At 72.5% G+C, this 25511-nt stretch carries 27 protein-coding genes and 1 pseudogene; 7 read left to right on the top strand and 21 right to left on the bottom strand.

Annotated features, from left to right (window positions below; genetic code table 11):
* The 3 genes and pseudogenes from HF519_RS31635 to HF519_RS20990 form a co-directional block, all read left to right on the top strand.
* Positions 1-135 (top strand): annotated as a pseudogene (locus tag HF519_RS31635) (endonuclease); the annotation flags it as partial.
* Position 136: 1 nt separating this feature from the next.
* Positions 137-1150: a septum formation family protein gene (locus HF519_RS20995; protein WP_246244758.1), complete on the top strand. Its 1014-nt coding sequence runs from the start codon at positions 137-139 to the stop codon at positions 1148-1150.
* Positions 1151-1184: 34 nt separating this feature from the next.
* The gene (locus HF519_RS20990) at positions 1185-1535 is read left to right on the top strand and encodes a metallopeptidase family protein (protein ID WP_169414690.1); all 351 of its coding nucleotides are present in this window, start codon (positions 1185-1187) and stop codon (positions 1533-1535) included.
* A 23-nt stretch (positions 1536-1558) separates the two neighbouring features.
* On the opposite strand, the gene HF519_RS20985 is transcribed toward HF519_RS20990, so the two are convergent.
* The 3 genes from HF519_RS20985 to HF519_RS20975 form a co-directional block, all read right to left on the bottom strand.
* Positions 1559-2233, bottom strand: a complete 675-nt coding sequence (locus HF519_RS20985; RefSeq protein WP_312860251.1) for a histidine phosphatase family protein — start codon at positions 2231-2233, stop codon at positions 1559-1561.
* Positions 2230-3177: a prephenate dehydratase gene (gene pheA / locus HF519_RS20980; protein WP_169414689.1), complete on the bottom strand. Its 948-nt coding sequence runs from the start codon at positions 3175-3177 to the stop codon at positions 2230-2232. Before pheA ends, HF519_RS20985 begins: the two co-directional genes overlap by 4 nt.
* A 227-nt stretch (positions 3178-3404) precedes the next feature.
* Positions 3405-4295, bottom strand: coding sequence for a hypothetical protein (locus HF519_RS20975; RefSeq protein ID WP_312860250.1), 891 nt, complete (start codon positions 4293-4295; stop codon positions 3405-3407).
* A gap of 140 nt (positions 4296-4435) precedes the next feature.
* Between HF519_RS20975 and HF519_RS20970 the strand changes: the two genes are divergently transcribed.
* The gene (locus HF519_RS20970) at positions 4436-5245 is read left to right on the top strand and encodes a DUF2470 domain-containing protein (protein ID WP_169414688.1); all 810 of its coding nucleotides are present in this window, start codon (positions 4436-4438) and stop codon (positions 5243-5245) included.
* Between the two features lies 1 nt (position 5246).
* Here HF519_RS20970 and HF519_RS20965 read toward each other — a convergent pair whose 3' ends face one another.
* Positions 5247-5564 (bottom strand): DUF3817 domain-containing protein, encoded by a 318-nt coding sequence (locus HF519_RS20965; protein WP_312860249.1) that lies wholly within the window; start codon positions 5562-5564, stop codon positions 5247-5249.
* A gap of 11 nt (positions 5565-5575) precedes the next feature.
* Complete coding sequence (locus HF519_RS20960) at positions 5576-6058, bottom strand: hypothetical protein (protein ID WP_169414687.1); 483 nt, start codon at positions 6056-6058, stop codon at positions 5576-5578.
* Between the two features lie 37 nt (positions 6059-6095).
* Between HF519_RS20960 and HF519_RS20955 the strand changes: the two genes are divergently transcribed.
* Positions 6096-6905, top strand: coding sequence for a CPBP family intramembrane glutamic endopeptidase (locus tag HF519_RS20955; RefSeq protein ID WP_312860248.1), 810 nt, complete (start codon positions 6096-6098; stop codon positions 6903-6905).
* A 70-nt stretch (positions 6906-6975) separates the two neighbouring features.
* Here the strand turns inward: HF519_RS20955 and HF519_RS20950 are convergent, their stop codons facing one another.
* Positions 6976-7893: an SDR family NAD(P)-dependent oxidoreductase gene (locus tag HF519_RS20950; protein ID WP_169414685.1), complete on the bottom strand. Its 918-nt coding sequence runs from the start codon at positions 7891-7893 to the stop codon at positions 6976-6978.
* Between the two features lie 101 nt (positions 7894-7994).
* On the opposite strand from HF519_RS20950, the gene HF519_RS20945 reads away from it, so the two are divergent.
* A complete protein-coding gene (locus HF519_RS20945) occupies positions 7995-8531 on the top strand; it encodes a ferritin (RefSeq protein ID WP_169414684.1) in 537 nt (178 codons plus the stop codon).
* A gap of 63 nt (positions 8532-8594) precedes the next feature.
* Here HF519_RS20945 and HF519_RS20940 read toward each other — a convergent pair whose 3' ends face one another.
* Both HF519_RS20940 and HF519_RS20935 read right to left on the bottom strand, forming a co-directional pair.
* On the bottom strand, positions 8595-9551 hold the full coding sequence (locus HF519_RS20940; RefSeq protein WP_169414683.1) for a DUF5926 family protein: 957 nt from the start codon (positions 9549-9551) through the stop codon (positions 8595-8597).
* Between the two features lie 32 nt (positions 9552-9583).
* The gene (locus HF519_RS20935; RefSeq protein ID WP_211170350.1) at positions 9584-11296 is read right to left on the bottom strand and encodes a monocarboxylic acid transporter; all 1713 of its coding nucleotides are present in this window, start codon (positions 11294-11296) and stop codon (positions 9584-9586) included.
* A gap of 106 nt (positions 11297-11402) precedes the next feature.
* On the opposite strand from HF519_RS20935, the gene HF519_RS20930 reads away from it, so the two are divergent.
* Positions 11403-11570 (top strand): hypothetical protein, encoded by a 168-nt coding sequence (locus HF519_RS20930; RefSeq protein WP_169414682.1) that lies wholly within the window; start codon positions 11403-11405, stop codon positions 11568-11570.
* A 435-nt stretch (positions 11571-12005) separates the two neighbouring features.
* Here HF519_RS20930 and HF519_RS20925 read toward each other — a convergent pair whose 3' ends face one another.
* The 13 genes from HF519_RS20925 to HF519_RS20865 all read right to left on the bottom strand — a co-directional run.
* The gene (locus tag HF519_RS20925) at positions 12006-13001 is read right to left on the bottom strand and encodes a DUF4328 domain-containing protein (RefSeq protein WP_312860247.1); all 996 of its coding nucleotides are present in this window, start codon (positions 12999-13001) and stop codon (positions 12006-12008) included.
* Positions 13002-13007: 6 nt separating this feature from the next.
* Positions 13008-13334: a rhodanese-like domain-containing protein gene (locus HF519_RS20920; RefSeq protein WP_169414681.1), complete on the bottom strand. Its 327-nt coding sequence runs from the start codon at positions 13332-13334 to the stop codon at positions 13008-13010.
* A 114-nt stretch (positions 13335-13448) separates the two neighbouring features.
* Entirely contained in the window at positions 13449-15071 is a 1623-nt protein-coding gene (locus HF519_RS20915) for a monocarboxylic acid transporter (protein ID WP_169414680.1), read from the bottom strand.
* Entirely contained in the window at positions 15068-15400 is a 333-nt protein-coding gene (locus tag HF519_RS20910) for a DUF485 domain-containing protein (protein WP_169414679.1), read from the bottom strand. Before HF519_RS20910 ends, HF519_RS20915 begins: the two co-directional genes overlap by 4 nt.
* Before the next feature lie 281 nt (positions 15401-15681).
* Positions 15682-17394 (bottom strand): sodium/solute symporter, encoded by a 1713-nt coding sequence (locus HF519_RS20905; protein WP_169414696.1) that lies wholly within the window; start codon positions 17392-17394, stop codon positions 15682-15684.
* A 23-nt stretch (positions 17395-17417) separates the two neighbouring features.
* Entirely contained in the window at positions 17418-19157 is a 1740-nt protein-coding gene (locus HF519_RS20900; protein ID WP_169414678.1) for a sodium/solute symporter, read from the bottom strand.
* 23 nt (positions 19158-19180) lie between these two features.
* Positions 19181-20344, bottom strand: coding sequence for a hypothetical protein (locus HF519_RS30535; protein ID WP_211170348.1), 1164 nt, complete (start codon positions 20342-20344; stop codon positions 19181-19183).
* On the bottom strand, positions 20341-21213 hold the full coding sequence (locus HF519_RS20890) for a LytR/AlgR family response regulator transcription factor (RefSeq protein WP_169414677.1): 873 nt from the start codon (positions 21211-21213) through the stop codon (positions 20341-20343). Before HF519_RS20890 ends, HF519_RS30535 begins: the two co-directional genes overlap by 4 nt.
* A gap of 155 nt (positions 21214-21368) precedes the next feature.
* Entirely contained in the window at positions 21369-22250 is an 882-nt protein-coding gene (locus HF519_RS20885) for a S49 family peptidase (RefSeq protein WP_169414694.1), read from the bottom strand.
* Positions 22251-22540: 290 nt separating this feature from the next.
* Positions 22541-23746, bottom strand: coding sequence for a sensor histidine kinase (locus tag HF519_RS20880; protein WP_312860245.1), 1206 nt, complete (start codon positions 23744-23746; stop codon positions 22541-22543).
* A gap of 10 nt (positions 23747-23756) precedes the next feature.
* The gene (locus HF519_RS20875) at positions 23757-24632 is read right to left on the bottom strand and encodes an Fpg/Nei family DNA glycosylase (RefSeq protein ID WP_169414676.1); all 876 of its coding nucleotides are present in this window, start codon (positions 24630-24632) and stop codon (positions 23757-23759) included.
* Entirely contained in the window at positions 24632-25081 is a 450-nt protein-coding gene (locus HF519_RS20870) for a hypothetical protein (RefSeq protein WP_246244746.1), read from the bottom strand. Before HF519_RS20870 ends, HF519_RS20875 begins: the two co-directional genes overlap by 1 nt.
* An 87-nt stretch (positions 25082-25168) precedes the next feature.
* Positions 25169-25511: cupin domain-containing protein (locus tag HF519_RS20865; RefSeq protein ID WP_169414675.1), on the bottom strand; the 343-nt coding region annotated here is incomplete at its 5' end.

The following is a 25511-nucleotide window of genomic DNA, read 5'->3' as shown; positions in this document are numbered from 1 at the left end:
CTCGACGCGTCCTGGCAGGAGCGGGTCGACGCGCTCGGCCGGGCCCACTACGTCCGCTACGACGAGACCACCGCGACCGCGCTCGGCGAGGGCGCCGAACTGCTGCAGACCGAGTACCGGGGCGACCGTGCCCGTGCTGGGCACCTTCGCCTCGCTCCCCGCTCCCGCGGGCGAGGAGGGGGCCAAGAAGCTGGCCGAGGTGCCCCCGCCACCGGCCACCCCCGGCACCTGCCTCAACTGGACGCGGGCCGACGCCGCCGACACGCACGTGGTGGACTGCGCGCAGCCGCACCTGTTCGAGCAGGCCGGCTCCGTCGTCCTGGCCGACCAGACCGAGCTCCCCGACGACCGGCGATGGCGCCAGCTCGTCGGCGAGCGCTGCAGCCCGGTGGTCCTCACCTACCTGAACGAGAAGTTCGATCCGGACGGCCGCTACCGCGTCGGCGCCCTCAAGCCGTCACCAGTGAAGTGGGCCGAGGGTGAACGCGAACTGCGTTGCGGGCTGCAGAGCGCCTCGCGGTCCGGTGCGCTCTACCCGATGACCGGCCGGGTCGCCGAATCCGACCAGGCCGCCGTGAACGAACCCGGCACCTGCCTCGGGATCGACGGTCGCACGATCGGGGACCCGGTCGACTGCGCGGGCCCGCACGCCGTGGAGACCGTCGGCATCGTCGACCTGAGCGAGAAGTTCCCGGAGGGCTTCCCCGCCGTCGAGGACCAGGACGAGTTCCTGCAGCCCGAGTGCACCCGGATCGCCACGGAGTACGCCGGTGGGGCCGAGGTGATCAGCGAGAAGAAGCTGACCGTCTACTGGGACAACCTGACCGACGAGTCGTGGAACGCCGGCACCCGCCGGGTCAACTGCAACCTGGCCGCGCTGCTGCCCGACCGCAGCGGGTTCGCACCGGTCACCGGCTCGGTGCGTGGTCCGGTCACGGTCGGCGAGGCCCCGGCCCCGCCTGCGGAGAACACCCCGCCGCCGGGTGTCCCCGCCCCGGCCACCCAGGAGCCGACTCCGGCACCCACTCCGGAGCCCGCCCCGACGGACGGTCCGCCGCCGCCGAGCGGCGAGCCTGCCGAACCGGCACCGGGACCCGAGGCGCCGCCGTTGCCGGACCCGCAGGTGCCGGTCTCGGGCGGGGACACCTGATCCGCCGCGTAGGGAATCGGTGAGACTGCCCGGCGTGGGTATCGAGATGACACGCCGGCGCTTCGAGGAGCTGGTGTCCGACGCGCTGGACACCATCCCCGCCGAGCTGACCGCGGCAATGGACAACGTCGTGGTACTCGTCGCCGACCGCAACGAGACCGATCCGGAGTTGCTCGGGCTCTACGAGGGGATCGCGCTCACCGAGCGCACGTCGTCCTACGGCGGCGTGCTGCCCGACCGGATCAGCGTCTACCAGGACGCGATCCTCGAGATCTGCGCCGACGAGGACGAGGTCGTGCACGAGGTGGCGGTCACCGTCGTGCACGAGGTCGCCCACCATTTCGGCATCGACGAGGAGACGCTGCACGAGCTCGGCTGGGGCTGAGCCCGCCCCGCCCGGCTCGGCGGTCAGGCCTCCGGCGAGCCGCCCGCCGTCACGTCGCCGCGCAGCTCCGGTCCCGAGTCCCACAGCTGCAGCGCCCAGCCGGTCGGGGAGGCCGGGTCGAGGCCCAGCACCACGCGCCCGGTGTTCGGGACGTACTGCGTCCCCGCGGTGTCACCGAGCAGGGCCGCGGCCGCCAGCCGGATCGCCGCCCCGTGGCTGACCAGTACCACCGCGCCGGCATCGGGCCGATCGTGCTGCTTGACGATCCGCTCGACGGCCGGCAGGTAACGGGCCCGCACGTCGTGCGCCGACTCCCCGCCGGGCAGCCGCCGCTCGAGGTCGCCGGCCCACCAGGCGTCGTACACCTCGTCGAAGGCGGTACGCGCGGCGCGGTCCGACCGACCCTCCAGCTCACCGACGAACACCTCGTGCACGCCTTCGACCACCGTGACCTCGAGCCCGTGGGCCGCGGCCACCGGGGCGGCGGTCTGCTGCGCCCGGGTGGCGAGCGAGGCGTAGACCGCCCGCACCGGCCAGTCGGCCAGTACCTCGGCGATCGACGCGGCCTGCGTCAGGCCCAGCTCGTTGAGCGGCGAACCGGGCGGCACGGTGTCCAGCGCGCGGCGCACATTGGCCTCGGTCTGCCCGTGTCGCAGCAGCACCAGCCGCAACCCGCCGGTCCGGGTCTCGGGTGTCACGCTCGTCCCCCGTTCCGCAGGGCCGCCAGCCACGCCTCGGCGGCCGCGAACTCGTCCGCGCCCGCCGCGCTCAGCGGCACCGCGGGCAGGGCGGCCCCGGGGGCCGGTTCCGGTGTCCCGGCGGCACGCGGATAGGAACCGAGGAACCGGACCTGGTCGCAGCGGCGGTGCAGCGCGGCCAGCGCCTCCCCCATCGCCGGCTCGGCAACGTGCCCGCTGCAGTCCAGGTGGAACCAGTACTCGGCGTGGCGGTCCTTGATGGGCCGCGACTCGATGCGGGTCAGGTCGATCCCGCGTACCGCGAGCTCGGTGAGCAGGCCGAGCAGCGAGCCCGGCCGGTTCGCGGTCGTCGCGGCGAGGGTGGTGCGGTCGTTGCCCGTCGGCGCGGGCGGCCGGCCGGGCGGCGCCACGAGCACGAACCGGGTGACCGCGCCGGGGTTGTCGGCGATGTCGTCGGCGAGGACCTCGAGACCGTGCTGCCCGGCGGCCAGCGGGGACGACACGGCGGCGTCGAACTCACCGCGGGCCACCTGCGCCGCCGCCTCCGAGGTCGACGTCGAGAGCAGTACCTGGGCGCCGGGCAGATGGCGGCCGAGCCAGCCCCGGGTCTGCGCGATCGCGTGCGGGTGCGAGGCGACGGTGCGGACGTCGGCCATGCCCGTTCCCGGCCGCACGAGCAGCGTGAACCGAACCGCGACGAGCGCCTCTCGGCGGATGACCAGCGGCGGGTCCCCGACGAGGCCGTCCAGCACCGCACCCACGGCACCCTCGACGCTGTTCTCGATCGGGACGCAGCCGGCCTCGGCCGAACCGTCGCGTACGGCCGCCAGCACTGCGGGGCTGCCCTGGCAGGGGATCAGCTCGGCGCCGTCGGACTCCGGGAGGGACCGCAACGCCTGCTCGGTGAAGGTCGCGTGCGGACCGAGAAACGCCAAGCGGGGCACAACGGACGAGCCTAGCCGGGGCCGTTCCACGGGGCGGAGCCGGTGCGAGACATCACGGCGGGGCGGACGGGCGGGACGGCTGCTCCGCGCGCCGGGGGATGGTGCTCCGTCCCGCGCAACTTGTGAACCATTCACATATCCGGCTCGTACGTCCCCTGCGGGGGTGCGCCGGCCCGACGGGTGAAGGGGGCGCGTCGGACCGGCGCCCCCACGTCGGCGCGATGCGGTCAGGCGATCAGGCCCAGAGCGGCCAATGACGTGCCGGGCACCAGGTCGAGATCGGTGCCGCAGCGCGAGAACAGCCCGCGCACTCCCTGGACCGCACGCTCGGACAGCTCCTCGGCCTCGCGGACGAGGGCGGCGCCGTCGGTGCTGTGCAGCGCGTCCGCGACGTCCCCGGACGCGAGCGCCCGGGCGACCGCGACGAGCAGGTTGAGGATGCCGTGCTGGGCCCCGCCGTCACCGGGAACGGTACGCACCGCCTGGCGCAGGCCGAGCGCGGTGAAGCCCCGGCCGGCCTCCACCGCGACCGCGAGGAACCGCTCGATCTCGGCCACCGGCGGCACGTCGGACGCGCGCGGGCCCCCGCAACGCAGCTTGGGCGCACAGCCGTGCTCGGCCACCCGCCGGACGGCATCCAGCCACGCGTCGATCTCGCTCGGGTCGCCGTCCAGCGGGCGCCGCGGCTCGACCACGGGCAGCACGTCCTCGGGCACGAACTCCGCGACCCGCTCCAGCCAGACGGCGTCGACATCCGGCGGGGCGGCGGTCTCGACCGTGCGCGGGGTGAGCAGGCCAGGCCGGGAGAACACGGTGGACAACGCCTTCGGCACGGCGCCCAGCCCGGTGTCCACGACGAGCGAGAGGTCGACCGGATGTCCCGGCGCCGACCGGGCGAGCTCGGTGATCAGCGAGGGCAGCCGCGAGACCGGGCACACGAGCCGGCCGATCAGACCGCCGTGGCGGCCGTCGCGTGCGGAGAGGTAGCGGGCCACCACCGCGTCGACCCCTGGAGCGATCATCCGGGGCTGCAGGAGGCTGGTGTCGTCGATCAGCTCGGCGAACAGCGGGGGGATCGACCACGGGTCGGCTGCACTACCCGAAGGCACCGTCGTCACAGCCGAGACGCTAACCCCTGCCGTGGCGGGGAATCACATCGGGTGAGGACACGCCCGCTCGATGCTCCGGTCCCGCACGGTCTGGACAGATGTGGACCTTCATCGTAAGTTAGCCTCACCTAACTCGGAGGTGAAGATCGTTGGGAACCACCCGACTCCGCCGCCCGCCCGCGCCCACCGACGCCGAGCGCGCCCGCAGCGTCGCGACCCGCGGCGGCACGGCCGCATTGGTGGGCACCGGTTCACCCCGGCCCGTCGTACCGCTCGTGCACCACCTGCTGGCCGACGGCTCCGCGGTGCTGCTGCTCGATGACGACGCCCCGGTCCTGGAACAACTGCGCACCTCCGAATCCGGCGAGCTGCCGGTGATGCTCGAACTCACCGACCACGCCCCCGTCGATCTCCGCGAACCCGTGCGCGGGCTGCTCTGGATCACCGGCTGGCTGCGCGTGCCGGACGCCGGGTCCGCACGGCGCACGGCCTTGCAGGTCGCCGATGTCCGGCCGCACCCACGGCTGCTCGACCTCGGCCACGGGGCCACGCTGGCCCGGCTGGACCCCGGCTCGGCCGTGCTGGCCGACGCCGAGGGCACCGCGTCCCTGGCGCCGATCGACCTCGCCGCGGCGCGGCCCGACCCGTTCTGCCGCATGGAGCACCGCTGGTTGAGCCATCTCGAGGAGGCCCACCCGGACGTCTTCACCGCGCTCGCCCGGCACCTGCCGCCGACGCTGCGGGCGACCCCCGGAGCCCGGGTGCGTCCGCTCGGGATCGATCGCTTCGGGCTGCGGCTGCGCGTCGAGACCCCCACCGGTGACCACGACGTCCGGCTGGCCTGGCCGAGCGAGGCGACGACGGTGCCGGAACTGCGCACACAGCTCGGGCTACTGGTGGGCTGCCCGTTCCGGGCGGCCGGCGAGGCCCGATCCGTGGAGGAGCAGGACTCGGCCTGACCTAGGAGACCGCGGTCTGCCGCGCCTCGATCTGGTGCGTGACCTTGCGCTCGGCGATGAACGACGCGATCGGCACCGTACCGGCCAGCAGAACCAGCAGTGCCTGCAGCGGCTTCCAGCGGCACCGCTCGGCGAGGATCAGCGTGCACACGATGTAGATCATGTAGAGGAAGCCGTGCGCCATTCCGATCAGCGCAACCGGTCGCGGCTCGTCGAAGAAGTACTTCAGCGGCATGGCCACGAAGACCAGCAGCAGCAACCCGATGCCGGTGACCCAGGCCGCGATCCGGTAGGCGCGCAATGCGGTGGAGATCGACACGAGACCTTTCCTCAGTTGTCCTGGTCGCGGGCGGCGAGCCGGGCGAGCATCCTGTTGTAGGAGGCGAGCGCCGGGTCCTCGTCCTCGGTCACCGAGGGAACGGCGGTTCTGCGTACCCCGAACGGTGACGACGCCGGGTCGACGACCCGGGGCGGAGGCAGGTGCGCGTCGGCGCCGTCGTCGGTCCGGGACGCGGCCGCCTCGGTGGGCGCGGGCTGCGCGTCCACGGTCGGCGCCGGCCGGACCGAGGCGACCTCGTCGGTGTCGATCCCCTTGATGCGGCGGGACTCCAGGCGCAGCATCCGCCACCACATGACCCCGAAGAAGACCGCGAAGAACGGCCACTGGAGCCCGTAGCCGACATTCACCGCCGACCCCATGGCCGAACCGGCTCGCTCCCACTGCCAGGCCGCCAGCCAGCCGCAGGTGACCATCGCGCCGAGGGTCAGCAGATGCCACACCATCCAGCGCGGGGAGAACACCAGCTGTCGCACGGGCCCCACACTACGCCGAGGGGTAACGTCGCCGACCGTGCCCGACGGCCTCCGGCGCTGGCTGGCCCCCCGGCCAGTCGCCGTACCCGTGATCCTCGACCCTGCGCAGCGACGTCTCGTCGTCCTCGAGATTCTCGTCGTGCTCACCGTGACCGTCGGGCTCTCGGCGATGCGCAGCGCGCTGTCGCTGCTCGACGCCCTGCTGTCGCCGGTTCCGCTGGCCGAGCAGCAGGTGGCGCTCAACGCCCCGGCCGCCCGGGCCGACCTGGTCGACCTGGCGCTGCAGCTGACCCGGGTGCTGCAGCTCGTCGGCTGGGGGGCGCTGGGCGCCTACCTGCTGTTGCGGGCCGGATTCGGGTTGCGGGCGATCGGGCTGGACCGCAGCCGCCCCCGGCACGACGTGCTCGGCGCAATGGGCCTGGCCGCGCTCATCGGGATCCCCGGGCTCGGGCTCTACCTCACCGCCCGTGCGCTCGGGGTCAGCGTGACGATCGCGCCGTCGCTGCTCGACGACACCTGGTGGCGGCTACCCGTACTGACCCTCTCCGCGGCGGCCAACGGCTGGGCCGAGGAAGTCGTGATGGTCGGCTACCTGATCACCCGGCTGGGCCAGCTGGGCTGGTCGGAGAACCGGTCGCTGCTCGCCTCGGCGTCGCTGCGCGCGAGCTACCACCTCTACCAGGGGCTCGGGGGATTCGTCGGCAACCTGGTGATGGGCCTGGTGTTCGGCAGGATCTGGCAGCGGACCAACCGGCTGTGGGTGCTGATCGGCGCGCACACGCTCATCGACGTCGTCGCGTTCACCGGCTACGCCCTGCTGCGCGGGCACCTGGCCTGGCTGCCCTGAGCACCTGCCCCGGTCACGGGAGAGCCACCCTGACGGCGTCAGGGTGGCTCTCGCGGAACGTGCGGGCGGGTCAGTGCTCGGCGAGGATCTGGTAGCGCATCCGCGCCATCATGTTCTCCGCGCCGGCCTGGATGCCGGAGGCGGTGAACAGCTCGTCGATGCGGCTGGAGATGTCGGCCGGGTCCCAGCGCTTGCCGCCGTTGGTGATCTCCGCGACCGAGGTGAACGGCTGGAAGATCTCCACGCTGTCGCCCTGGACGCCGAACACCTTGCCACTGATGTGGCTCGACTCGTCCGAGCACAGGAACGCCACCAGCGGGGCCACGTTCTCCGGGGCGAAGAAGTCGAACTCACCGCGCTCGATGGCCTCGTCCCGCTTGGCGCGGAACTCGTCGGGCATCAGGTCGAGCGTCATGCGGGTCAGCGCGGTCGGAGCGATCGCGTTGCTCGTGATGCCACCGCGGGCACCCTCCATCGCGACGATCGTGGAGAACGCCGCGATGCCGGCCTTGGCGGCGCCGTAGTTGGTCTGGCCGAAGTTGCCGAGCAGGCCCGAGGTCGAGGCGGTGTGCACCAGGTGCCCGGGCCGCTTGGCCTCCTTCCAGTACTGCACGGCCGCCCGGGTGGGCAGGAAGTGCCCGCGCAGGTGCACCCGGATGACCGCGTCCCAGTCGTCGTCGCTCAGCTTGGCGAGCGTCTTGTCCCGGAGGATGCCGGCGTTGTTGACCAGCGCGTCGAGCTGACCGAACTCGGCCACCGCGGTGCTCACCAGCTTGGTGGCCGCCTCGGTGTCGGCGACGTCCCCGCCGACCGCCACCGCGCGCCCACCGGCGGCGATGATCTCCTTGGCCACTGCTTCACCGGCGTCGGGGTCGAACTCGCCGACCACGACCGCGGCACCCTGAGCCGCGCACTCCAAAGCCTCACCGCGCCCGATGCCCCGGCCTGCGCCGGTGACGATGACGACCTTGCCGTCGAGAAGTCCCATGGCCGGAGCATATGACCCGCTGGTAACCGCGTTGCATGCCACCGGTCACACCCGGTCCGTGACGCCCGGAAACGTGCGAAACCGCCCGTATCCTGAAGATCGTGTCCGACGAGTCGAAGTTCCTGACCCTGCTGCGCGAGCAGATCCGCAACGAGTTCACCGCATCCCAGCAGTACACCGCCGTCGCGGTGTACCTCGACGACCAGGACCTACCCCAACTCGCGGCACACTTCTACGCCCAGGCGCTCGAGGAGCGCAACCACGCGATGAGCATGGTGCGGTACCTGCTCGACTCCGACCTCCCGGTGCAGATCCCGGGCGTCGACGAGGTGCGCAACGACTTCTCCTCGGTGGCCGACGTCGTGAAGCTGGCACTGGCCCAGGAGAAGGACGTCACCGCTCAGATCACGGCGCTGGCCCGGACCGCCCGCGACGAGGGCGACTACCTCGGCGAGCAGTTCATGCAGTGGTTCCTCAAGGAGCAGGTCGAGGAGGTCGCCTCGATGTCGACGCTGCTGACCGTCGTCGAGCGGGCCGGCGACAACCTGTTCCACATCGAGGACTTCGTGGCCCGCGAGCTGGCCAAGGGCGTAGCCGCCGACCCGACGGCCCCGCCCGCCGCCGGCGGCCGGATCTGACGCCGCCCACCACGGCACCGCCCACAAACGGGGCCGTGGTTGGGCGGCGGGCAGGTACGCCGGCTAGCGCAGGGTGATCTGCTTGCCTGCGAGGGCGTCGCGGGCCCGGCGCTCGTCGCCGGTCAGCGGCTCGTCGTCCAGCCCGGCCAGCACGGCGTCGAGCCGGGCGGCGAACGCCGCGGCCGGCTCCGTCCACTCCCTGTGGTGCTGCTCGCGGTCGAGGTCCCACACCGGGACCAGCAGGCCGTGCGCCCGGAACGCCCCCGCGTAGCGGGTGTCCTCGGTCAGGTTGAGCTCACCGCGCGCCTGCAGCCGGGCCAGCGCGGCCATCAGCCGCTCCTCGGGCTCGGGCCGCACCCAGCGCAGGTGCGCCTTGCTGCCCGTGTCGACCCAGTAGGCGGCGCGCACACCCTCCGCGACGACCGGCTCGGTCGGCATGATCACCGCGTTGGCCCGCTCCAGGGTCGCCACGACCTCCGGGGCGGGCTCGGCCCCGTCGGCCGAGGCCATCCACCAGCCGAAGTCCTGGTGCAGGGTCAGGTCGAGCGGGGCGTCGTGATCCAGGACGTCCTGCAGCCGGATCGGGTCCGATCCCCCGATGCCCGGCCCGACGACCGGGAGCGCGCTGCCCGGCTCGGCCTCCTGGGCCCAGCGCAGGGCCCGGGCCAGATCCGCGGACAGGTCACCGGAGCGGGTCTGCACCTGCATCCCCAGCATGATCTCGCCGTCGGGCCGGACCAGGGCAGCCGATGCACCCGGTAGCACCGTCGCGAGCGTCACCGGTACCGGCGCGGGCTCCCGCAGCGGCAGCGGCGCCACCGCCGAGGGCAGGAACTCGCGCATCGCCACCAGGTCCGGCTCGGCGGCGAGGCCTGCGAACGGGCGGATGACGATCACGTCGTCACCCGCGCCGTGGCAGGCCTTGTAGCGCTTGCCCGACCCGCACGGGCAGGGACGACGAGGGTTCTCACCGGTGGCGGCGCCCGCGGCGGCGGCCCGGTTGCGTGTCTTCTTGGCCATCAGACGTCGACGGTAGCGGGTCGGGCGCCCGATCAGACCATCGACTGCGGCCGCGGCTGGGGCCGGGGCCGGGACGCGGTCTGGGACACGAACTGCGACGGGGCCGGGGGCTGCGACTGCGGCCGCGGCTCGGCGTGCGACCGGGCGCGCGCGGCGCCCGCCCCGGTCAGGGCCCGGACCTCCATCTCGGCGTACCGCCGGGCGTCACCCGGGTCGCGCCGGCCGTAGTACGAGCCGAGCGCACCCAGCAGGAACGACAGCGGGATCGACACGATGCCCGGGTTGGCCAGGGGGAAGAACGCGAAGTCCATGCTGGGCAGCATCGACGTCTTCGCCCCGGACACCGCCGGCGAGAAGATGACCAGGACGATCGCCACGGACATGCCGCCGTACATGCTCCACAGTGCACCGGTGGTGTTGAACCGCTTCCAGAACAGCGAGTAGACCAGCGACGGCATGTTGGCCGAGGCGCCGACCGCGAACGCGAGCGAGACCAGCACGGCGACGTTCTGCCCGATGGCCACGATGCCGCCCAGGACGCCCAGCAGGCCCACCGCCAGGGCGGTCAGCCGGGCGACGCGCACCTCCTGGGCCGGCTCGGCGTCCCCGCGCTTGAGGATGTTCGCGTACACGTCATGGGCGAACGACGCCGACGCGGTGATGGTCAGGCCCGCCACGACGGCGAGGATGGTCGCGAAGGCGACGGCGGCGACGATCCCCAGCAGCAGCTCGCCCCCGAGCCGGTAGGCCAGCAGCGGCGCCGCGGAGTTCGACGCCCCGGGCGAGGACATGATCGTCTCCGGGCCCACCAGCGCGGTAGCCGCGGTGCCGATGACGAGCACCATCAGGAAGAACGCACCGATCAGCCAGATCGCCCACACGACCGACTGACGGGCCTGCTTGGCGTCGGGAACGGTGTAGAAGCGCATCAGGATGTGCGGCAGGCTCGCCGGGCCGAGGATCGTTCCCAACGACAGCGAGATGAAATCGATCTTCGAGAGCTCCGTCCGGCCGTACTGCAGGCCCGGGCCGAGCACCTTCTCGCCCTGCGGGCTCGTCTCGGCCGCCTGGCCGAGGACCGAGGAGAAGTTGAACCCGTAGCGGCCCAGCACCCAGGCGGCGAGGACGAGCCCGGTGACGATCAGCGCGTTGGCCTTGAGAATCTGCACCCAGGTGGTGCCCTTCATGCCGCCGACCAGCACGTAGATGATCATGAGACCACCGACGACCGCGATCACCAGGGCCTGCCCGCCCGGGCTGGTGATCCCGAGCAGCAGGGCGACGAGCCCGCCCGCGCCCGCGATCTGGGCGATCAGGTAGAGCACCGACACCAGCAGGGTCGATGTGGCGGCGGCGGCCCGGACCGGACGCTGGCGCATCCGGAAGCTCAGAACGTCGCCCATCGTGTACCGCCCCGTGTTGCGCAGCCACTCCGCGATGAGCAGGAGCGCGACCAACCAGCCCACGAACGCGCCGATCGCGTACAGCAGGCCGTCGTAGCCGAAGACGGCGATCGCACCCGCGATGCCGAGGAAGGCCGCGGCCGAGAGGTAGTCGCCGGCCAGGGCGATGCCGTTCTGCGAACCGGAGAACCCACGCCCCCCGGTGTAGTAGTCGGCGGCAGTACGGTTCCCGCGTCCGACCCGGAACACGACCACCAGTGTGAGCAGCACGAATACGCCGAAGACCGCGATGTTCACGGTGGGATTGCCGACGCCGGCCTGCGCGAGGTTAACGATCACCATTCATTCCTCCCGGCCATAGGCGAGGTCACCGGAATGCGAACGACGCACCGACGTCCGTATGGCCATGTCCGTGTGGACAACGAGAAACCACACGGAAGGTCACGTCGTGGCTGCCGTCCGTGAGCAGAGCGCATCCGGCTCCCACCGTCCGGAGGGCGGCGTGTCACCGTTCGATCCTGCTGGGCCCGGTTTCCTGGCCGATCCGTACCCGGCCTTCGCCGCGCTGCGCGCCCGGCCGCCGTCCACGACCACCCGCTGCTCGGGGTGCCGGTGACCGTGTCGCACGCGGCCTGCTCGGCCCTGCTGCGCGCTCGCGACCTGGGACGGATCTGGAGCGATGCGGAGCCGGCCGCCCGGATCCGCGCCGACGGGCGTGCGGACCTGCTCACCGTCCTCGCGGCACCGCTCCCGATCGAGGTCATCGGCGCGCTGCTGGGTGTGTCGGAGCCGGCCCGGTCGCGGCTGCGCGCGTGGGCGAACGCGACCGTCGCGATGGACGAGCCCGACCCGTCGGCGGCGCGGCGCCGGGCCGCCGAGCGTGCTGCGGCCGAGTTCGTCGCCGAGCTCCGTGCGCTGGCCGGGTACCGACGCCGGAACCCGGCCGAGGACCTGGCCACCGAGGTGGCCGGACCTCGTCATGCGAGGGCTGCGGGAGCTGTGGGTGAGCGCCGCCCGAGCCGTGACCGACGGGCCGGTGGGCCCCGGGTGACTACGACGACGCGGACACCGGCGGAGAGGACGACGGCGAGGACGCCGACCGCGCGGGGCGGACGGCGACGAGGACCTCCCGGCGCACCGCCCGCGCAGGTCCGAGCAGCTGGGTCAGCCGGCCCACCAGCACCGCGGAGACGGCCGCGGTCGCGGCCGCGACCAGGTCGAGCACCGCGTGCAGCACCACGCCGTCGGCCATCGCCTGCACGCCGTCACGCAACGACCAGACCAGCACCACCGCCGACAGCACCGCCCCGGACACCCACAGCGCCCACCAGACCAGCACCAGCCGGGTCGGCCGCGGGCGCTCGGTGGACGGCCGGTCCAGCGCCCCGTGCTCGATCTCGGCCAGTACCGATCCCGGCACCGAGAGGTTCAGGCCAGGGACCAGCCAGCCCAGCACGATCGCCCGCGACGAACGGGACGGCACCAGCCCGGCCCGGTCGGCGGCCGCCCGCGATGCGCGCAGTGACCACACCACCAGCATCGCGCCGGCCATCAGCCCGAGCACCGTGGCGAACCAGGAGGCGCCCACCACGAGCGCGTCCGACGCCGACACCGCGCCGGCGGACAGCGCTCCGGTGCGGCTCGCCAGCAGCAGCACGTAGCGCCAGATCTCCCCGCCCGCCGCCACCAGCGCGATCGCCGCCGTCACCCACAGGACGTTCACCAACGTCGGCCCGAGCGCCCGCACACCGACGATCGCGGGCACCGGCTCGGGAGGTTCGTCGACGTGCCACGGCCCCGGCGGGAACCCCCATCGGGGCACCACCCGGTAACGCGGCGGTCCCGCGTACCGCGGGCGCGGCGCCGGGATCACAGCCGGTGCCGCCGACGGCGGGGGCTCGGCCACCCAGCACAGCGCGGCCAGGTACCGACCGCAGTAGGCGCAGAACGGGCCCGCGCCCGGGGGCGCCTGGCGGCCGCAGCGCGAACAGGTCAGCGGCTGCGGCCGGGGCGGGACGCCGCCGGGGGCGGGCACGGGCTGGGACACCGCTCGTTACACGATCTCCGGGGCGCGGCCACCCTCGGCCACCAGGCCCCTGCCGAGGCCGGCCCAGGCCTGCATCCCGCCGTCCACGTTGACCGCCGGGTAGCCCTGGGCGGCCAGGTAGGCGACGACGCGGGCCGAGCGGCCGCCGGAACGGCAGACCACGTAGAGCGGGTCGTCATCGGGCAGCTCGCCCATCCGCGCGGTCAGCTCGGACATCGGCAGGTGGCGGGCGGTCGGCGCGTGGCCGGCCGTCCACTCGTCGGTCTCGCGGACGTCGAGCAGCACGGCGTCGGCGGGCAGGTCGGTCACCGCGACCGTGGGCACTCCACTCATACCCGCATCCTGCCACGGTCGGCCGTCATGGCTCCGTGAACAGGACGGGCCCCCACACGCCGGACGGGGGCGGATCCGGGTGGGATCCGCCCCCGTCCGGGCACGCGAGCCGGCCTAGTGCGCGACGGCCTTCTCGGAGCCGGCGCCGGTCAGCGACCTGACCTCCATCTCGGCGAACCGCGCGGTGTTGAACGGCTCCCGGCGTCCGACGTAGGTCCCGATCACGCCGAGCAGGAACGACAGCGGGATCGACACGATCCCCGGGTTCTGCAGGTCGTAGAGGACGAAGTCGGAGTTCGGGAAGATGACGCTCTTCGGGCCGGACACCACCGGCGAGAAGATGATCAGCAGCACGCAGGCGGCGAGGCCGCCGTAGATGCTGAACAGCGCGCCCATGGTGTTGAACTTCTTCCAGAACAGCGAGTACAGGATCGTCGGCAGGTTCGCCGACGCCGCGACCGCGAACGCGAGCGCGACCAGGAACGCGATGTTGATGCCGTTGACCAGGATGCCGCCGACGATGGCCAGCGCCCCGATGACCAGCGCGGTGATCCGGGCGACCCGGACCTCACCGTCCGGCGCCACCTCGCCCTTCTTGATCACGTTGGCGTAGACGTCGTGCGCGAACGACGCAGAGGCGGTGATGGTGAGCCCGGCGACCACGGCGAGGATCGTCGCGAAGGCGACCGCCGAGATCAGGCCGAGCAGGATCTCCCCGCCCAGTTCGAACGCCAGCAGCGGCGCCGCCGAGTTGACCGCACCGGGAGCGCTGCTGATCCGGTCCGGACCGACGAGGGCCGCGGCGCCGTAGCCCAGCACCAGGGTGAACAGGTAGAAGATGCCGATCAGCCAGATCGCCCACACGACCGACCGACGGGCCTCCTTGGCCGTGGGCACGGTGTAGAAGCGCATCAGGATGTGCGGCAGACCCGCGGTGCCCAGCACCAGGGCCAGCCCGAGCGAGATGAAGTCGATCGGGTTGGTGTACTGCAGGCCCGGGTTGAGCAGCGCCTCGCCGCGCTTCGGGCTGTTCTCGACCGCGGCGCCGAGCAGGGCGGAGAGGTTGAACCCGAACTTGCCCAGCACCCACACCGTCATCACCGCGGCGCCCAGGATGAGCAGCACCGCCTTGATCATCTGGACGTAGGTGGTGCCCTTCATGCCGCCGACCAGCACGTACACGATCATCAGGACGCCCACGACGGCGATGACGACGCTCTGTCCGAACCGGTTGCTGTTCGGGATCTGCAGCAGCAGTGCGATGAGCCCGCCCGCGCCCGCCATCTGCGCCAGCAGGTAGAAGAACGACACCACCAGGGTGGACGTCGCCGCCGCCGCCCGGACCGGGCGCTGGCGCATCCGGAAGCTCAGGACGTCGCCCATCGTGAACTTGCCGGTGTTGCGCAGCAGTTCGGCCACCAGCAGCAGGGCCACCAGCCACGCGACGAGGAAACCGACGGAGTAGAGGAAGCCGTCGTAACCGTTGACGGCGATCGCGCCGGCGATCCCCAGGAACGATGCCGCCGACAGGTAGTCACCCGAGATCGCGACGCCGTTCTGCGGACCGGTGAAGGACCGGCCGGCGGCGTAGTAGTCCGAGGCCGTCTTGTTGGTACGGCTGGCGCGGTACACGAACAGCAGCGTCACCAGCACGAACGCGCCGAAGATGCTGACGTTCAGACCGACGCTGCCCACGTGCTCGGCCTGGGCGAGGACGGCGGCCGTGCCCGGGTTCACGTCGCACTCTCGATCTGCGTACGGAGACGCTCGGCCGCCGGGTCCAGGTACTTGTTCGCGTACCGGACGTAGATCGTCGTGATCGCGAACGTCGTGACGAACTGGAGCAGACCGATGATCAATCCGACGTTGATGTTGCCGATGACCTTGATCGACATGAAGCCGGGAGCGTACGAGGCGAGCAGCACGTAGGCCAGGTACCACAGCAGGAACGCCGCGCTCATCGGGAACACGAAGCGTCGGAGCCTACTGCGGAGGTCGGCGAACTCCGGACTGTCCTGGACCTGCTCGTAGATCGTGCCGGTCGACCGTTCTCCGGTGGTGCTCACGATGCCTCCCCGTTGATCTCCTGATGTGCACGTCGCCCGCACCGAGCACCGGGTGGTGCACCGAGCAGGGAACGCTAGGTGGCTGACACTCGCCAGCGGAGCTACTCCACCAGGGTGATAACGGCTCGATCGGTGACGAGGGCATGTCCCCTACGACCAGCGGTCAACTACATACGCCCAATGGTCGACCGCGTGCAGTTCGTCCCGGTTTCGTCCCGGGACGACGAGCCCACCTGTCGGTACCGGGTCCCACCCGGCCGGGACGCCCGGCCGGACGGCGATCAGCCGAACTGCTGCCCGCGGCCCTCGATCCGGTCCCGGCTCAGTCCCAGTCGCTCCGGGGCGTGCAACCGGAGCAGCACCCGGTCGGTGTCGGCGGGCCGCCGCTGCGCGGTCAGCAGGCTCACCACGATCATCGTCAGGAACGCCGCCGGGACGCTGACCACGGCGGGCCGGTAGAGCAGCACCCCGATCCAGCCGGTGCCGCTCAGGCCGGCCAGGCTCAGGGCCACGGCGACCACCGAGAGCACTCCGCCGACCAGAACGCCGGCCACCGCACCGTGATCGGTCAACCCGCGCCACCAGATCCCGAGGATCAGCAACGGGCAGAACGTGGAGGCCGCCACCGCGAAGACGAGGGCCACCGTCTCGGAGAAGTCGAGCCGGGTCACCCCCAGCGCGAGCATCAGCGGCACCGCGCCGGCGAGCAGCGCGGAGAAGCGGAGGTCTCGGGCCCGGCCACGCAGCACGTCGGTGGACAGCACGCCGGCGATGCTCGCGAGCAGGCCCGACGAGGTGGACAGGAACGCAGCCCACGCCCCGGCCGCCACGATGCCGCCGAGCAGGACCCCGGCCCACCCGCTGCCCAGCACCGCCGCGGGCAGCAGCAGCACCGCCGCATCGGTCTCACCGCTCACCAGCAACTGCGGGGTGTAGAGCCGCGACAGTGCCCCCAGGACCGTCACCATCAGGTAGAACAGGCCGAGCATCGCCAGCACCAGGACGGCACTGCGCCGGGCCGCCCGGCCGTCGGGGTTGGTGTAGAAGCGCACCAGGACGTGCGGCAGGCCCATCGTCCCGAGGAACGTCGCGATGATCAGCGAGTAGATCGCCAGCAGCCCGTGGTCGCGGGAGGCGGGCAGGGGGTCGAGCCACTCGGCGTCCGTCGGTGGCGAGCCGGCCACCACCGGCACCGCCGTCCCCCCGGCGAAGACGAGCCGGGAATCCTCCGCGACGGTGTGTGGGCCCGGCTCCCAGCGCACCGGGCCGTCGACCGGCCGGCCGTCGACCACCCCGGCGGCCTCGAGGCTCACCGGCAGCCCGACCTGGAGTACGACGTCGGTGCGGATGTCGACGGTGGTCCGTGCCGCGAACTGCGGGGGCGCGGCCCGGTCGAACGTGCGATCGTCGTTCAGGAAGAAGATCAGCGCGATGACCGCGGGCACGGCCAGCGCGGTCAGCTTGAGCCAGTACTGGAAGGCCTGCACCAGCGTGATCGAGCGCATCCCGCCGAGCGCGACGGTCACCACGATGATCGTGCCCGCCGCGGCCACCCCCAGCCAGGGCGGCAGCGAGGTCACCGTGGCCACGGTCAGCCCGGCACCCTGGAGCTGGGGCAGCATGTACAGCCAGCCGATCACGATGACGAACAGCGTGCAGATCTTGCGCAGGACCGGCGACCCCAACCGCTCCTCGGCGAAGTCGGGCACGGTGTAGGCCCCCGACCGGCGCAGCGGCGCGGCGACGAACAACAGCAACGCGAGGTAGCCGCCGGTGAAGCCGACCGGGTACCACAGCGCGTCGACGCCCTCCTGGAGCACGATCCCGGCGATGCCGAGGAACGACGCCGCCGACAGGTACTCCCCCGAGATCGCCGCCGCATTGGTCCCCGGTCGCACGGTGCGGGATGCGACCAGGAAGTCCGACGTGCTGCGGGCGCGCACCCCGATCGCCCCGACCACCGCGGAGGCCACGGCGACCAGCACGATCGCCATGATCGCCACGATGGCGGTGCTGCTCACCTGTCGGCCCGGGGCTGTTCGAGCCGGTCGGTGCCCAGCCCGAGCCGTTCCGGGGCGTGCAGCCGCAGCATGGTGCGGTCGACGTCGACCGGCACCTGCGAACGGGTCCACCTGCTGACGAGGATCATCGTGAGGAACGCGGCCGGCACGGTCGCCGCGGCCGGCCGGTACAGCAGCACGCCGAGCAGCCCCGGTGGCAGGACCGCGAACAGGCTCACCCCGACGGCGATGGCCGAGAGGCCGCCCCCGACCAGGACGCCGGCGATGGCCCCGGTCGCGGTCAGCCCGCGCCACCAGATGCCGAGCACGAGCAGCGGGCAGAACGTCGAGGCGGCCACCGCGAACACCAGCGGGACCGTGAGCGCGAAGTCCAGCCGCGTGACGGCGAGCGCCAGCGCGATCGGGATGATCGAGGAGATGACGGCGGCCAGCCGGAAGTCCCGGAAACGTCCCGTCAGCACGTCGGTGAACAGTACGCCCGCAAGGCTGACGACGAGACCCGAGGACGTGGACAGGAACGCGGCCGCCGCCCCCGCGGCGACGAGACCGCCGAGCAGCCAGCCGGCCCAGCCGTTGCCCAGCGCCCCCGACGGAATCAGCAGCACCGCGGCGTCGGTCTGCCCGCTCACCAGCAGCTGCGGGGTGTACAGCCGCGACAGCGCACCGAGCAGCGTGACGAGGAGATAGAAGCCACCGATCATGCCGAGCACGACGACCGTGGTCCGGCGGGCGGCCCGCCCGTCGGGGTTGGTGTAGAAGCGCACGAGCACGTGCGGCAGGCCCATCGTGCCCAGGAAGCCGGCGATGAGGATCGAGTAGATCTCGAGCAGTTGGTCCGGGCCGGTCCCCGACATCGGCTGCAGCCAGTCCTGGTCGGTGGCCGGCGTGCCCGCGACGTTGGGCACCCCGGTGCCGGCCTCGAACCGCAACTCCGAGCCCGCGCGCACCACGTGCTCGCCGCTCTCCCAGCGCACGGGACCGTCGACGGTCCGACCGTCGATCTCCCCGCGCGCGCTGAACGTCACCGGCGCCGCCACCTCGAGCACCACGTCCGTGCGGATGTCGACCGTGGTCGCGGCCGGGAACTGGGGCGACGCCGGGCGGTCGAACGTGTGGCTGTCGGACAGGAACAGGCTGCCCACGACCAGCGCCGGAACCAGCAGCGCAGTGAGCTTGATCCAGTACTGGAACGCCTGCACGAACGTGATCGAGCGCATCCCGCCGCCGATGACGGTCAGCACCACGACCACACCGGCACCGGCGACCCCGGTCCACGACGGGAGCGAGGTCAAGGTGGTCAGCGACAGGCCTGCCCCCTGCAGCTGGGGCAGCAGGTAGAGCCAGCCGATGATCAGCACGAACACGGTGCACAGCCGGCGCAGCCGCGGGGACTCCAGCCGGGCCTCCGCGAAGTCCGGGACCGTGTAGGCCCCCGAGCGGCGCAGCGGCGCGGCGACGAACAGCAGCAGGGCGAGGTAGCCCACGGTGAAGGCGATCGGGTACCAGAGGGCGTCCAGACCCTCCCGCAGGATCAGTCCGGCGATGCCGAGGAACGACGCCGCGGACAGGTACTCCCCGGAGATCGCGCTGGCGTTGGCGGCCGGGCCGACCGTCCGGGAGGCGACCAGGAAGTCGGAGGTGGTACGGGCGACGCGCACGCCGATCGACCCGATGATGGCCGAGGCCAGTCCGACGAGGGCGATGGTGGCGAGGGCGACGACGGCGGGGGTGCTCACTGGGCGGTCGGGCGGGTCATGCCTCAATCCTGCACATGGTCGGCGAAGTTCTGTTCCACTTTCTCCGCGGAGCGGGTGTGCCACCAGCCCAGGCCGAGCAGGAACGGATAGACCAGCACGCCGAGCAGCAGCCACGGCAGGCGCAGGCCGAGGACCTCGATCCGGCCGATCGCAGGAACCAGCGCGAACAGCGCCGGGAGCAGGCCCAGCGTCAGCCCGGCGACCGCGGCGACCCGCAGCGCCACGGCGAGCTGGGTGCCGATCAGGTTGGTACGCAGCTCGCCGACCGGGGTGAGCTCCTGGACGTCGACGACGGTCCGCACCGAGCGGGCGACGCCCTTGCGTTCGGAGAGCACGACCCGGACCCGCTTGGCGGCGACATCGGACTCCGGCGTGGGGGCGTCGCCGGAGTCCGGATCGGCAGTGACCTCGTCGGCCGGCGACGAGCCGGCGGTCGGCGGGACGGCGGTCGGCGGGACGGCGGTCGGCGGCGGGAACCCCGGTCCGCTCGACAGCGGCGCCGGCCGGGGCGTGGGGACCGAACTCGTGAACAGGCCGTTCACATGAGGGGTGGTCACCTCGACCGAGGTCGGAGCGGGGGCCACGGCCGGCAGGGGCGAGGCCGGCGTGACCGGCGCGTTCGCGCGCAGCCCGGACGGGTTCGGCGCCGGAGACCGGCCGTCGGACGCCGGGAGAGAGCCGTCGGGCGGGGCCGCTCCGGCACCGGGCGCCGGACGGGCGGCGTCGGGCGGGGCCGGCCGAGAACCGGGAGCCGCGAGCCGGAGACGCCGGGAGGACTCATCGACCGGTCCGGCGGCGGGCGGCGGTCGCAGCCCCGACGGCGAGTAGGGATCCGGGACCCACGAGGTCAGGAGCGGGCGCGAGGCCGGAGTGGGCGCGCCCGATGCAGCCGGGGAGGGTGCCGGGCCGGGGCCCCGGTCGAGGTAGTGCTCGACGCCGGGCCGGTCGACGCCCTCACGGCGCGCGTGCCGGCCACCTCCGGAGGAACGGTTGGCCGCCATCCGGCGGCGCATCTCCTCCTGCAGCCACGACGACCCGGAGGGCAGCCCCGCGGCGCCGGACGCGGAGTCCGCCTCGGTGTCGACCTCGGCCAGGCTCGGAGGGCCCGGACCGTCCTGCGGCCCGGGCGACACCGACGGCGGCGCGCCGTCGGTGTCGGTGCTCACCGCTGGCTCCACGCCTGCTTCGTCGCGCGGACCAGCCGGTCCTTCAGCTCACGGGTGTGCCGGCGGCTCACCGGCAGTTCGGCGCACTCCGGCCCGGCGCCGACCCGGACGACGTATCCCGACCCGGACAGCCGCAGCTCGGTGACCAGCGGCAGCGAGACCAGGAACGAGCGGTGGATGCGCACGAAACCGGCATCGCGCCAGCGGTCCTCGAGGACCGACAGCGGGATGCGTACGAGATGGCTGCCCTCATGGGTGTGCAGCCGGGCGTAGTCGCCCTGGGCCTCCACGTATCGCACGGCGGAGCGCGGGACGAGCTTGGTGGTGCCGGCCAGCTCGACCGGGATCACCTCGTCCTCGCCGTTCTCCTCGCGCACCGGCTCCGCGGCGGTCGCCGCGCGGCTGGCCAGGATGCGGTCCAGGGAGGCCGACAGCCGCTCGGAACGCAGCGGCTTGAGCAGGTAGTCGACGGCGCCCACCTCGTAGGCGTCGACCGCGCGGTCGTCGTGCGCGGTGACGAACACCACCGACGGCGGCTGCGCCATCGAGGAGAACACCCTGGCCAACTCCAGGCCGTCGAGGCCGGGCATCCGGATGTCGAGGAAGACGACCTCGACATCGGTGCGTTCGGCGACCCTGGTGCCGGTGACCGGGTGTGACGCCCCCCGGCCCGGAAGCTGCTGGGCGGACGCGTCGCGAGCGCCCTGCCGGCTGTTGAGGATGCGGAGCGCCTCGGTGGCGTCGGACGCCTTCAGCACAGTGCCGACGCGGGCGTCCTCGTTGAGCAGGTAGGCCAGTTCTTCGAGAGCCGGCTCCTCGTCGTCCACCGCGAGAACGACCAGGCCTCCGGAGCTGTCGTTACTGTCCACGATCTCCTCATCCTGCGTGTGTAGTACCCCCGCGGGCAGGTGACGTTCTCGACGATCACGCCCCCGCTCCGCCGACTATGGTGACGGTGAATCGGGCAGAGTGCCAGGGCACCGGGCCAATCCGATACAGATCGGATTCGATCCACCACGCCGAGCTACAAACCGTATCGTGCCCAGCTGGCGCGCACGTCCGCCGCCTGGGCGAGGCCGAGCAGGCCGTCGACCGAGGAGAACCCGGCCAGCCCGCCCGACGCCGCCGGCGCCCCCAGGCCCAGCCGCGCGAGCAGCGGCTTGCGGCTCTCCACCCGGGCCGGCTCGGCGTCGGGGAACCGCTCATCGAGCACGGCGCGAGGCGTGCCCAACCCGTCGACCAGGCCGAGCTCGGCCGCCCGGGATCCGGTCCACACCTCGCCGGAGAACAGGTCCGCATCCGTTTTCAACCGGTCGCCACGGCGCTCGGTCACCCACTGTTGGAACATCTCGTGCAGTTGGTCCTGCAGCCCCCGCAGCCACGCGACGTCCTCGTCCTTCTCCGGCAGGAACGGGTCCAGCCGCGACTTGGAGGTGCCGGCGGTGTAGAGCCGGCGCTGCACCCCGACCCGCTCCAGCAGTCCGTCGAGCCCGAAGCCCTGGCTGATGACACCGATCGAGCCGACCAGCGATGTGGGGTGGGCGTAGATCTCGTCGGCCGCGCAGGCCAGCCAGTACCCACCGGAGGCGGCGACGTCCTCGCAGAAGGCGAGCACGGGAACCTCGTGCTCGTCGGCCAGGCTGCGGATGCGGTCGGCCACGAGAGCCGACTGGGTGGGCGACCCACCCGGTGAGTTGATCAGCAGCGCGACGGCGGCCAGCCGGTCCGCCGCGAACGCGCGCTCGAGCACCTTCTCCACCGACGACGCGTTGATCACCGATCGCGGCACGGGGGCGGCCGCCGGGCTGATGACACCGTGCAGCCGGACGAGTGACACGACGGGTCGTTCGGTGCGTTCCCCGAGCCGTCCCGGCAGCCGGGAGGCCAGTCGGTCCGGAATCCGCAGCGTGTCCATGGTCGCCACGGTACGCGTCGGCGGGGGTTGACCACATCGTGAGACACGCCGCGGGCACGAGGGGCCGAGCAGCGGCCCGCCGCCGCGCCGGGCCCTGCGGATCGCCGTGGCGTCCGCACCGGCCGCGGACCCGCTGATCACGGGTCCGCGGTCGTTCGGGGCCGGAGCACCAGGTCGCACGGACGGTGGAGGACGGTGCCGCGGCGTGCCCGGGGCGTCACTTCATGATCATCCGTTCGGTGTTCACCGGCACGGTCCAGGACCGGTGATCACGACCCGGTTCAGACCCGGATGCCCGCCCGGAACTTCGGCACCCGCAGCGTGATCTTCATGCCGGCACCGACGTTCGTGTCCACGACCAGTCCGAAGTCGTCGCCGAACGCCGAGCGCATCCGGTCGTCGACGTTGCCGAGACCGACGTGGGCCCCGGACAGGTGGGCGTCGTCGAGGTCCTCGGTGAGCCGCGCCGGGTCCATCCCCACGCCGTCGTCCTCGACAATGATCACGCACTCGGCGCCGGCGTTCTCCGCGGTGATCGTGATCGTGCCGCCGTTCGGCTTGCCCGACAGCCCGTGCCGCACCGCGTTCTCCACCAGCGGCTGGAGCGCCAGGAAGGGCAGCACCACCGACAGCACCTCGGGCGCGATCTGCAGCTTGATGTTGAGCCGGTTGCCGAAGCGGGCCTTCTCCAGCGCGATGTAGCGCTCGATGTTGTTCAGCTCGTCGGACAGCGTCGTGTACTCCCCCGCGGTGCGGAAGGAGTACCGGGTGAAGTCGGCGAACTCGATCAGCAGCTCCCGGGCCCGCACCGGGTCGGTGCGGATGAACGAGGCGATCGTGGTGAGCGCGTTGTAGACGAAGTGCGGCGAGATCTGCGCGCGCAGCGCCCGCACCTCGGCCCGGGCCAGCCGCGCGCGCGACTCGTCCAGCTCGGCGAGCTCGAGCTGGCTGGAGACGTAGCGCGCGACCTCCGCGGTGGCCCGCAACAGCACGGGCCCGGCCGTCGACGTGGTGAGTGCGGCCAGGGTGCCCACGATCGACCCGTCGGTCTCCAGCGGCACCACGACGATGCCCCGGACCTCGCAGCTCGGGTGGTCGCACGAGATCGACGTGTGCGACGCCACCTGCTGGCGGCCGGTGCTGATCACCTGGTCGGCGAGCGAGACGACATCGGGTTTGTGCTGGTCGGCGTCACCGTCCCAGGCCAGTGTCTCGCCGCGCGCGTCGGTCATGGTCAGTGCGCAGGTGTCGAGCAGGGTCCGCAGATAGGGCAGCGCGAACGCCGCGGAGTTCGGGGACAGGCCCTCCCGCAGCGCGGGCGCGGCCAGCGCGACCGTGTGCAGGGTGGCGAAGGTGGCCCGCTCCAGCGGGGTGGCGAAGGTGTTGCGCCGAGCCCTCCGCAGCTGGACCAGCACCACCACGACGACCGCGACCAGCACCGCGAGCAGCAGCAGCAGCGCGGTCGGCGAACCGAGCAGCTCTCCCACGAAAACCCTCTTACTTCACCAGCCGGGACAGGCGCCGGTCGGCGAGCGGCTTGCCACCGGTCTGACAGCCGGGACAGTACTGGAACGACCGATCGGCGAAGGCCACCTCCCGGACGGTGTCACCGCACACCGGGCACGGCAGCCCGGTCCGGGCGTGTACCCGCAATCCGGAGCGCTTCTCGCCCTTGAGCTCGGCGGCCTTCTGCCCGACCGAGCGGTCCACGGCGTCGGTCAGCACCGTGTGCAGCGCGTCGTGGAGCGCGACGACCTGGTCGGGCCGCAACCGGCCCGCCGTCGCGTAGGGCGACAGCCGCGCGGTGTGCAGGATCTCGTCGCTGTAGGCGTTGCCGATCCCCGCGATGGTGGACTGGTCGGTCAGCACGGTCTTGATCCGCTCGCTGCGGCCGTCGAGCAGTTCGGCGAACTCGTCGCGGCTCAGCGCGAGGGCGTCCGGGCCGAGCCGGGCCACCCCCGGGATCTCCCGCGGGTCGCGGACCAGGTAGACGGCGAGACGCTTCTGCGTGCCGGCCTCGGTGAGGTCGAAACCGGGCCCGCCGACGGCGTCGAGATGCAGGCGCAGTGCGAGCGGACCGCGCCCCGGCTTGGGGGGCGCCGCCGCAGCGGTGTCGTGCCAGCGCAGCCAGCCCGCGCGGGAGAGGTGGGTGACGAGGTGCAGGTCCTCGCCCGGCCTGTCGAGGAACTCGACGGCGAGGAACTTGCCGTACCGGGCGGCGCCCGTGACGACCCGTCCGGTCAGAGCCGAGACCGGCGGGTCGAAGGTCTTGAGCACACTCATGCTCGCCACGTCGGCCCGGGCGACGGGCCGGTACAGCGCATGCTCGCGCAGGTGGTGGGCCAGCGCCTCGACCTCGGGTAGCTCGGGCATCAGTTCACCGGTTGCAGCGGGCTGTCGGCGTGCCCCGGGGTCGCCCGCGTGCGCAGGCTCCGCATCACGACCCGCATCTCCTCGCGGGCCCGGGCGCCCCCGCGCACCATGCCGGACCAGTGCTCGGCAGGCAGCCCGTCCTGATAGCTGCCCTCGGTCTCCGCGACGAGTGTCCACGGGCGGCGCAGGTACCAGCGCACCGGGAAGAACCCGAGGACGATGACGGCGGCCGCCCAGAGCCACCACGGGATGTGCACCTGCGCGGGTGCCCAGACGACGATGACCACCCAGAACAGGAAGAGCGCCGACAGGATCATCACGACCGCACCGCGACCGCCGTCCACGTCGTGCTCGAAGTCGTCCCCCATCGCGGGGGTGGACCACTCGATGTTCCGGCGCACCGACCAGGTGCGCCCGTCGGCCCCGGCGACCGTCTTCGTCCCCATCATCCCCGCCGTTTCTCGATCCCCGACCGCCACTTTCCCATATCGGACGGCCTGACGGTGATCACCGAGAGGAGGACACTCGCAGGCGGCCTACTGGCCGGGGCAGGCGGGCGGCACGTCGGCGCGGTCGGGGGCGTCGGGAGCCAGCAGGTAGGTGACGACGAGTTCCGCGGGCTCAGCACCGTCGTTGCGAGCCAGGTGGGGCAGTCCGTCGGGGATGAACACCGCGTCGCCGGCCCCGAAGACGACGGGCTCGCAGGCGTCCTGACGGACCAGGCTGATGCTGCCCGACCTCACGATGGACGTCTCGGTACCCGGGTGCTGGTGCCAGCCGGTCGTCCCGCCAGGCGGCACGACGAGCGTGCGCACGGAGAACACCGCCGGCCCCGGCGTGCGGATCTCGAGCGGGTCCCGGACCGTGCCGCGGCCCACC

The organism is Pseudonocardia bannensis (assembly GCF_012911875.1).
Taxonomy (GTDB): Bacteria; Actinomycetota; Actinomycetes; order Mycobacteriales; family Pseudonocardiaceae; genus Pseudonocardia; species Pseudonocardia bannensis.
The sequence above is the reverse complement of the archived record's forward strand: the minus strand, read 5'-3'. Positions and strand labels throughout refer to the sequence as shown.

What these genes read in the sequence shown, in the direction of transcription:
- HF519_RS20940 (WP_169414683.1), bottom strand. Translation starts at nt 9,551, where the DNA reads ATGGCCAAGAAGACACGCAACCGGGCCGCCGCCGCGGGCGCCGCCACC.
- HF519_RS20875 (WP_169414676.1), bottom strand. Translation starts at nt 24,632, where the DNA reads ATGCCCGAGCTACCCGAGGTCGAGGCGCTGGCCCACCACCTGCGCGAG.
- HF519_RS20905 (WP_169414696.1), bottom strand. Translation starts at nt 17,394, where the DNA reads ATGGCGATCGTGCTGGTCGCCGTGGCCTCCGCGGTGGTCGGGGCGATC.
- HF519_RS20950 (WP_169414685.1), bottom strand. Translation starts at nt 7,893, where the DNA reads ATGGGACTTCTCGACGGCAAGGTCGTCATCGTCACCGGCGCAGGCCGG.
- HF519_RS20935 (WP_211170350.1), bottom strand. Translation starts at nt 11,296, where the DNA reads ATGGTGATCGTTAACCTCGCGCAGGCCGGCGTCGGCAATCCCACCGTG.
- HF519_RS20870 (WP_246244746.1), bottom strand. Translation starts at nt 25,081, where the DNA reads ATGATGGGGACGAAGACGGTCGCCGGGGCCGACGGGCGCACCTGGTCG.
- HF519_RS20920 (WP_169414681.1), bottom strand. Translation starts at nt 13,334, where the DNA reads ATGAGTGGAGTGCCCACGGTCGCGGTGACCGACCTGCCCGCCGACGCC.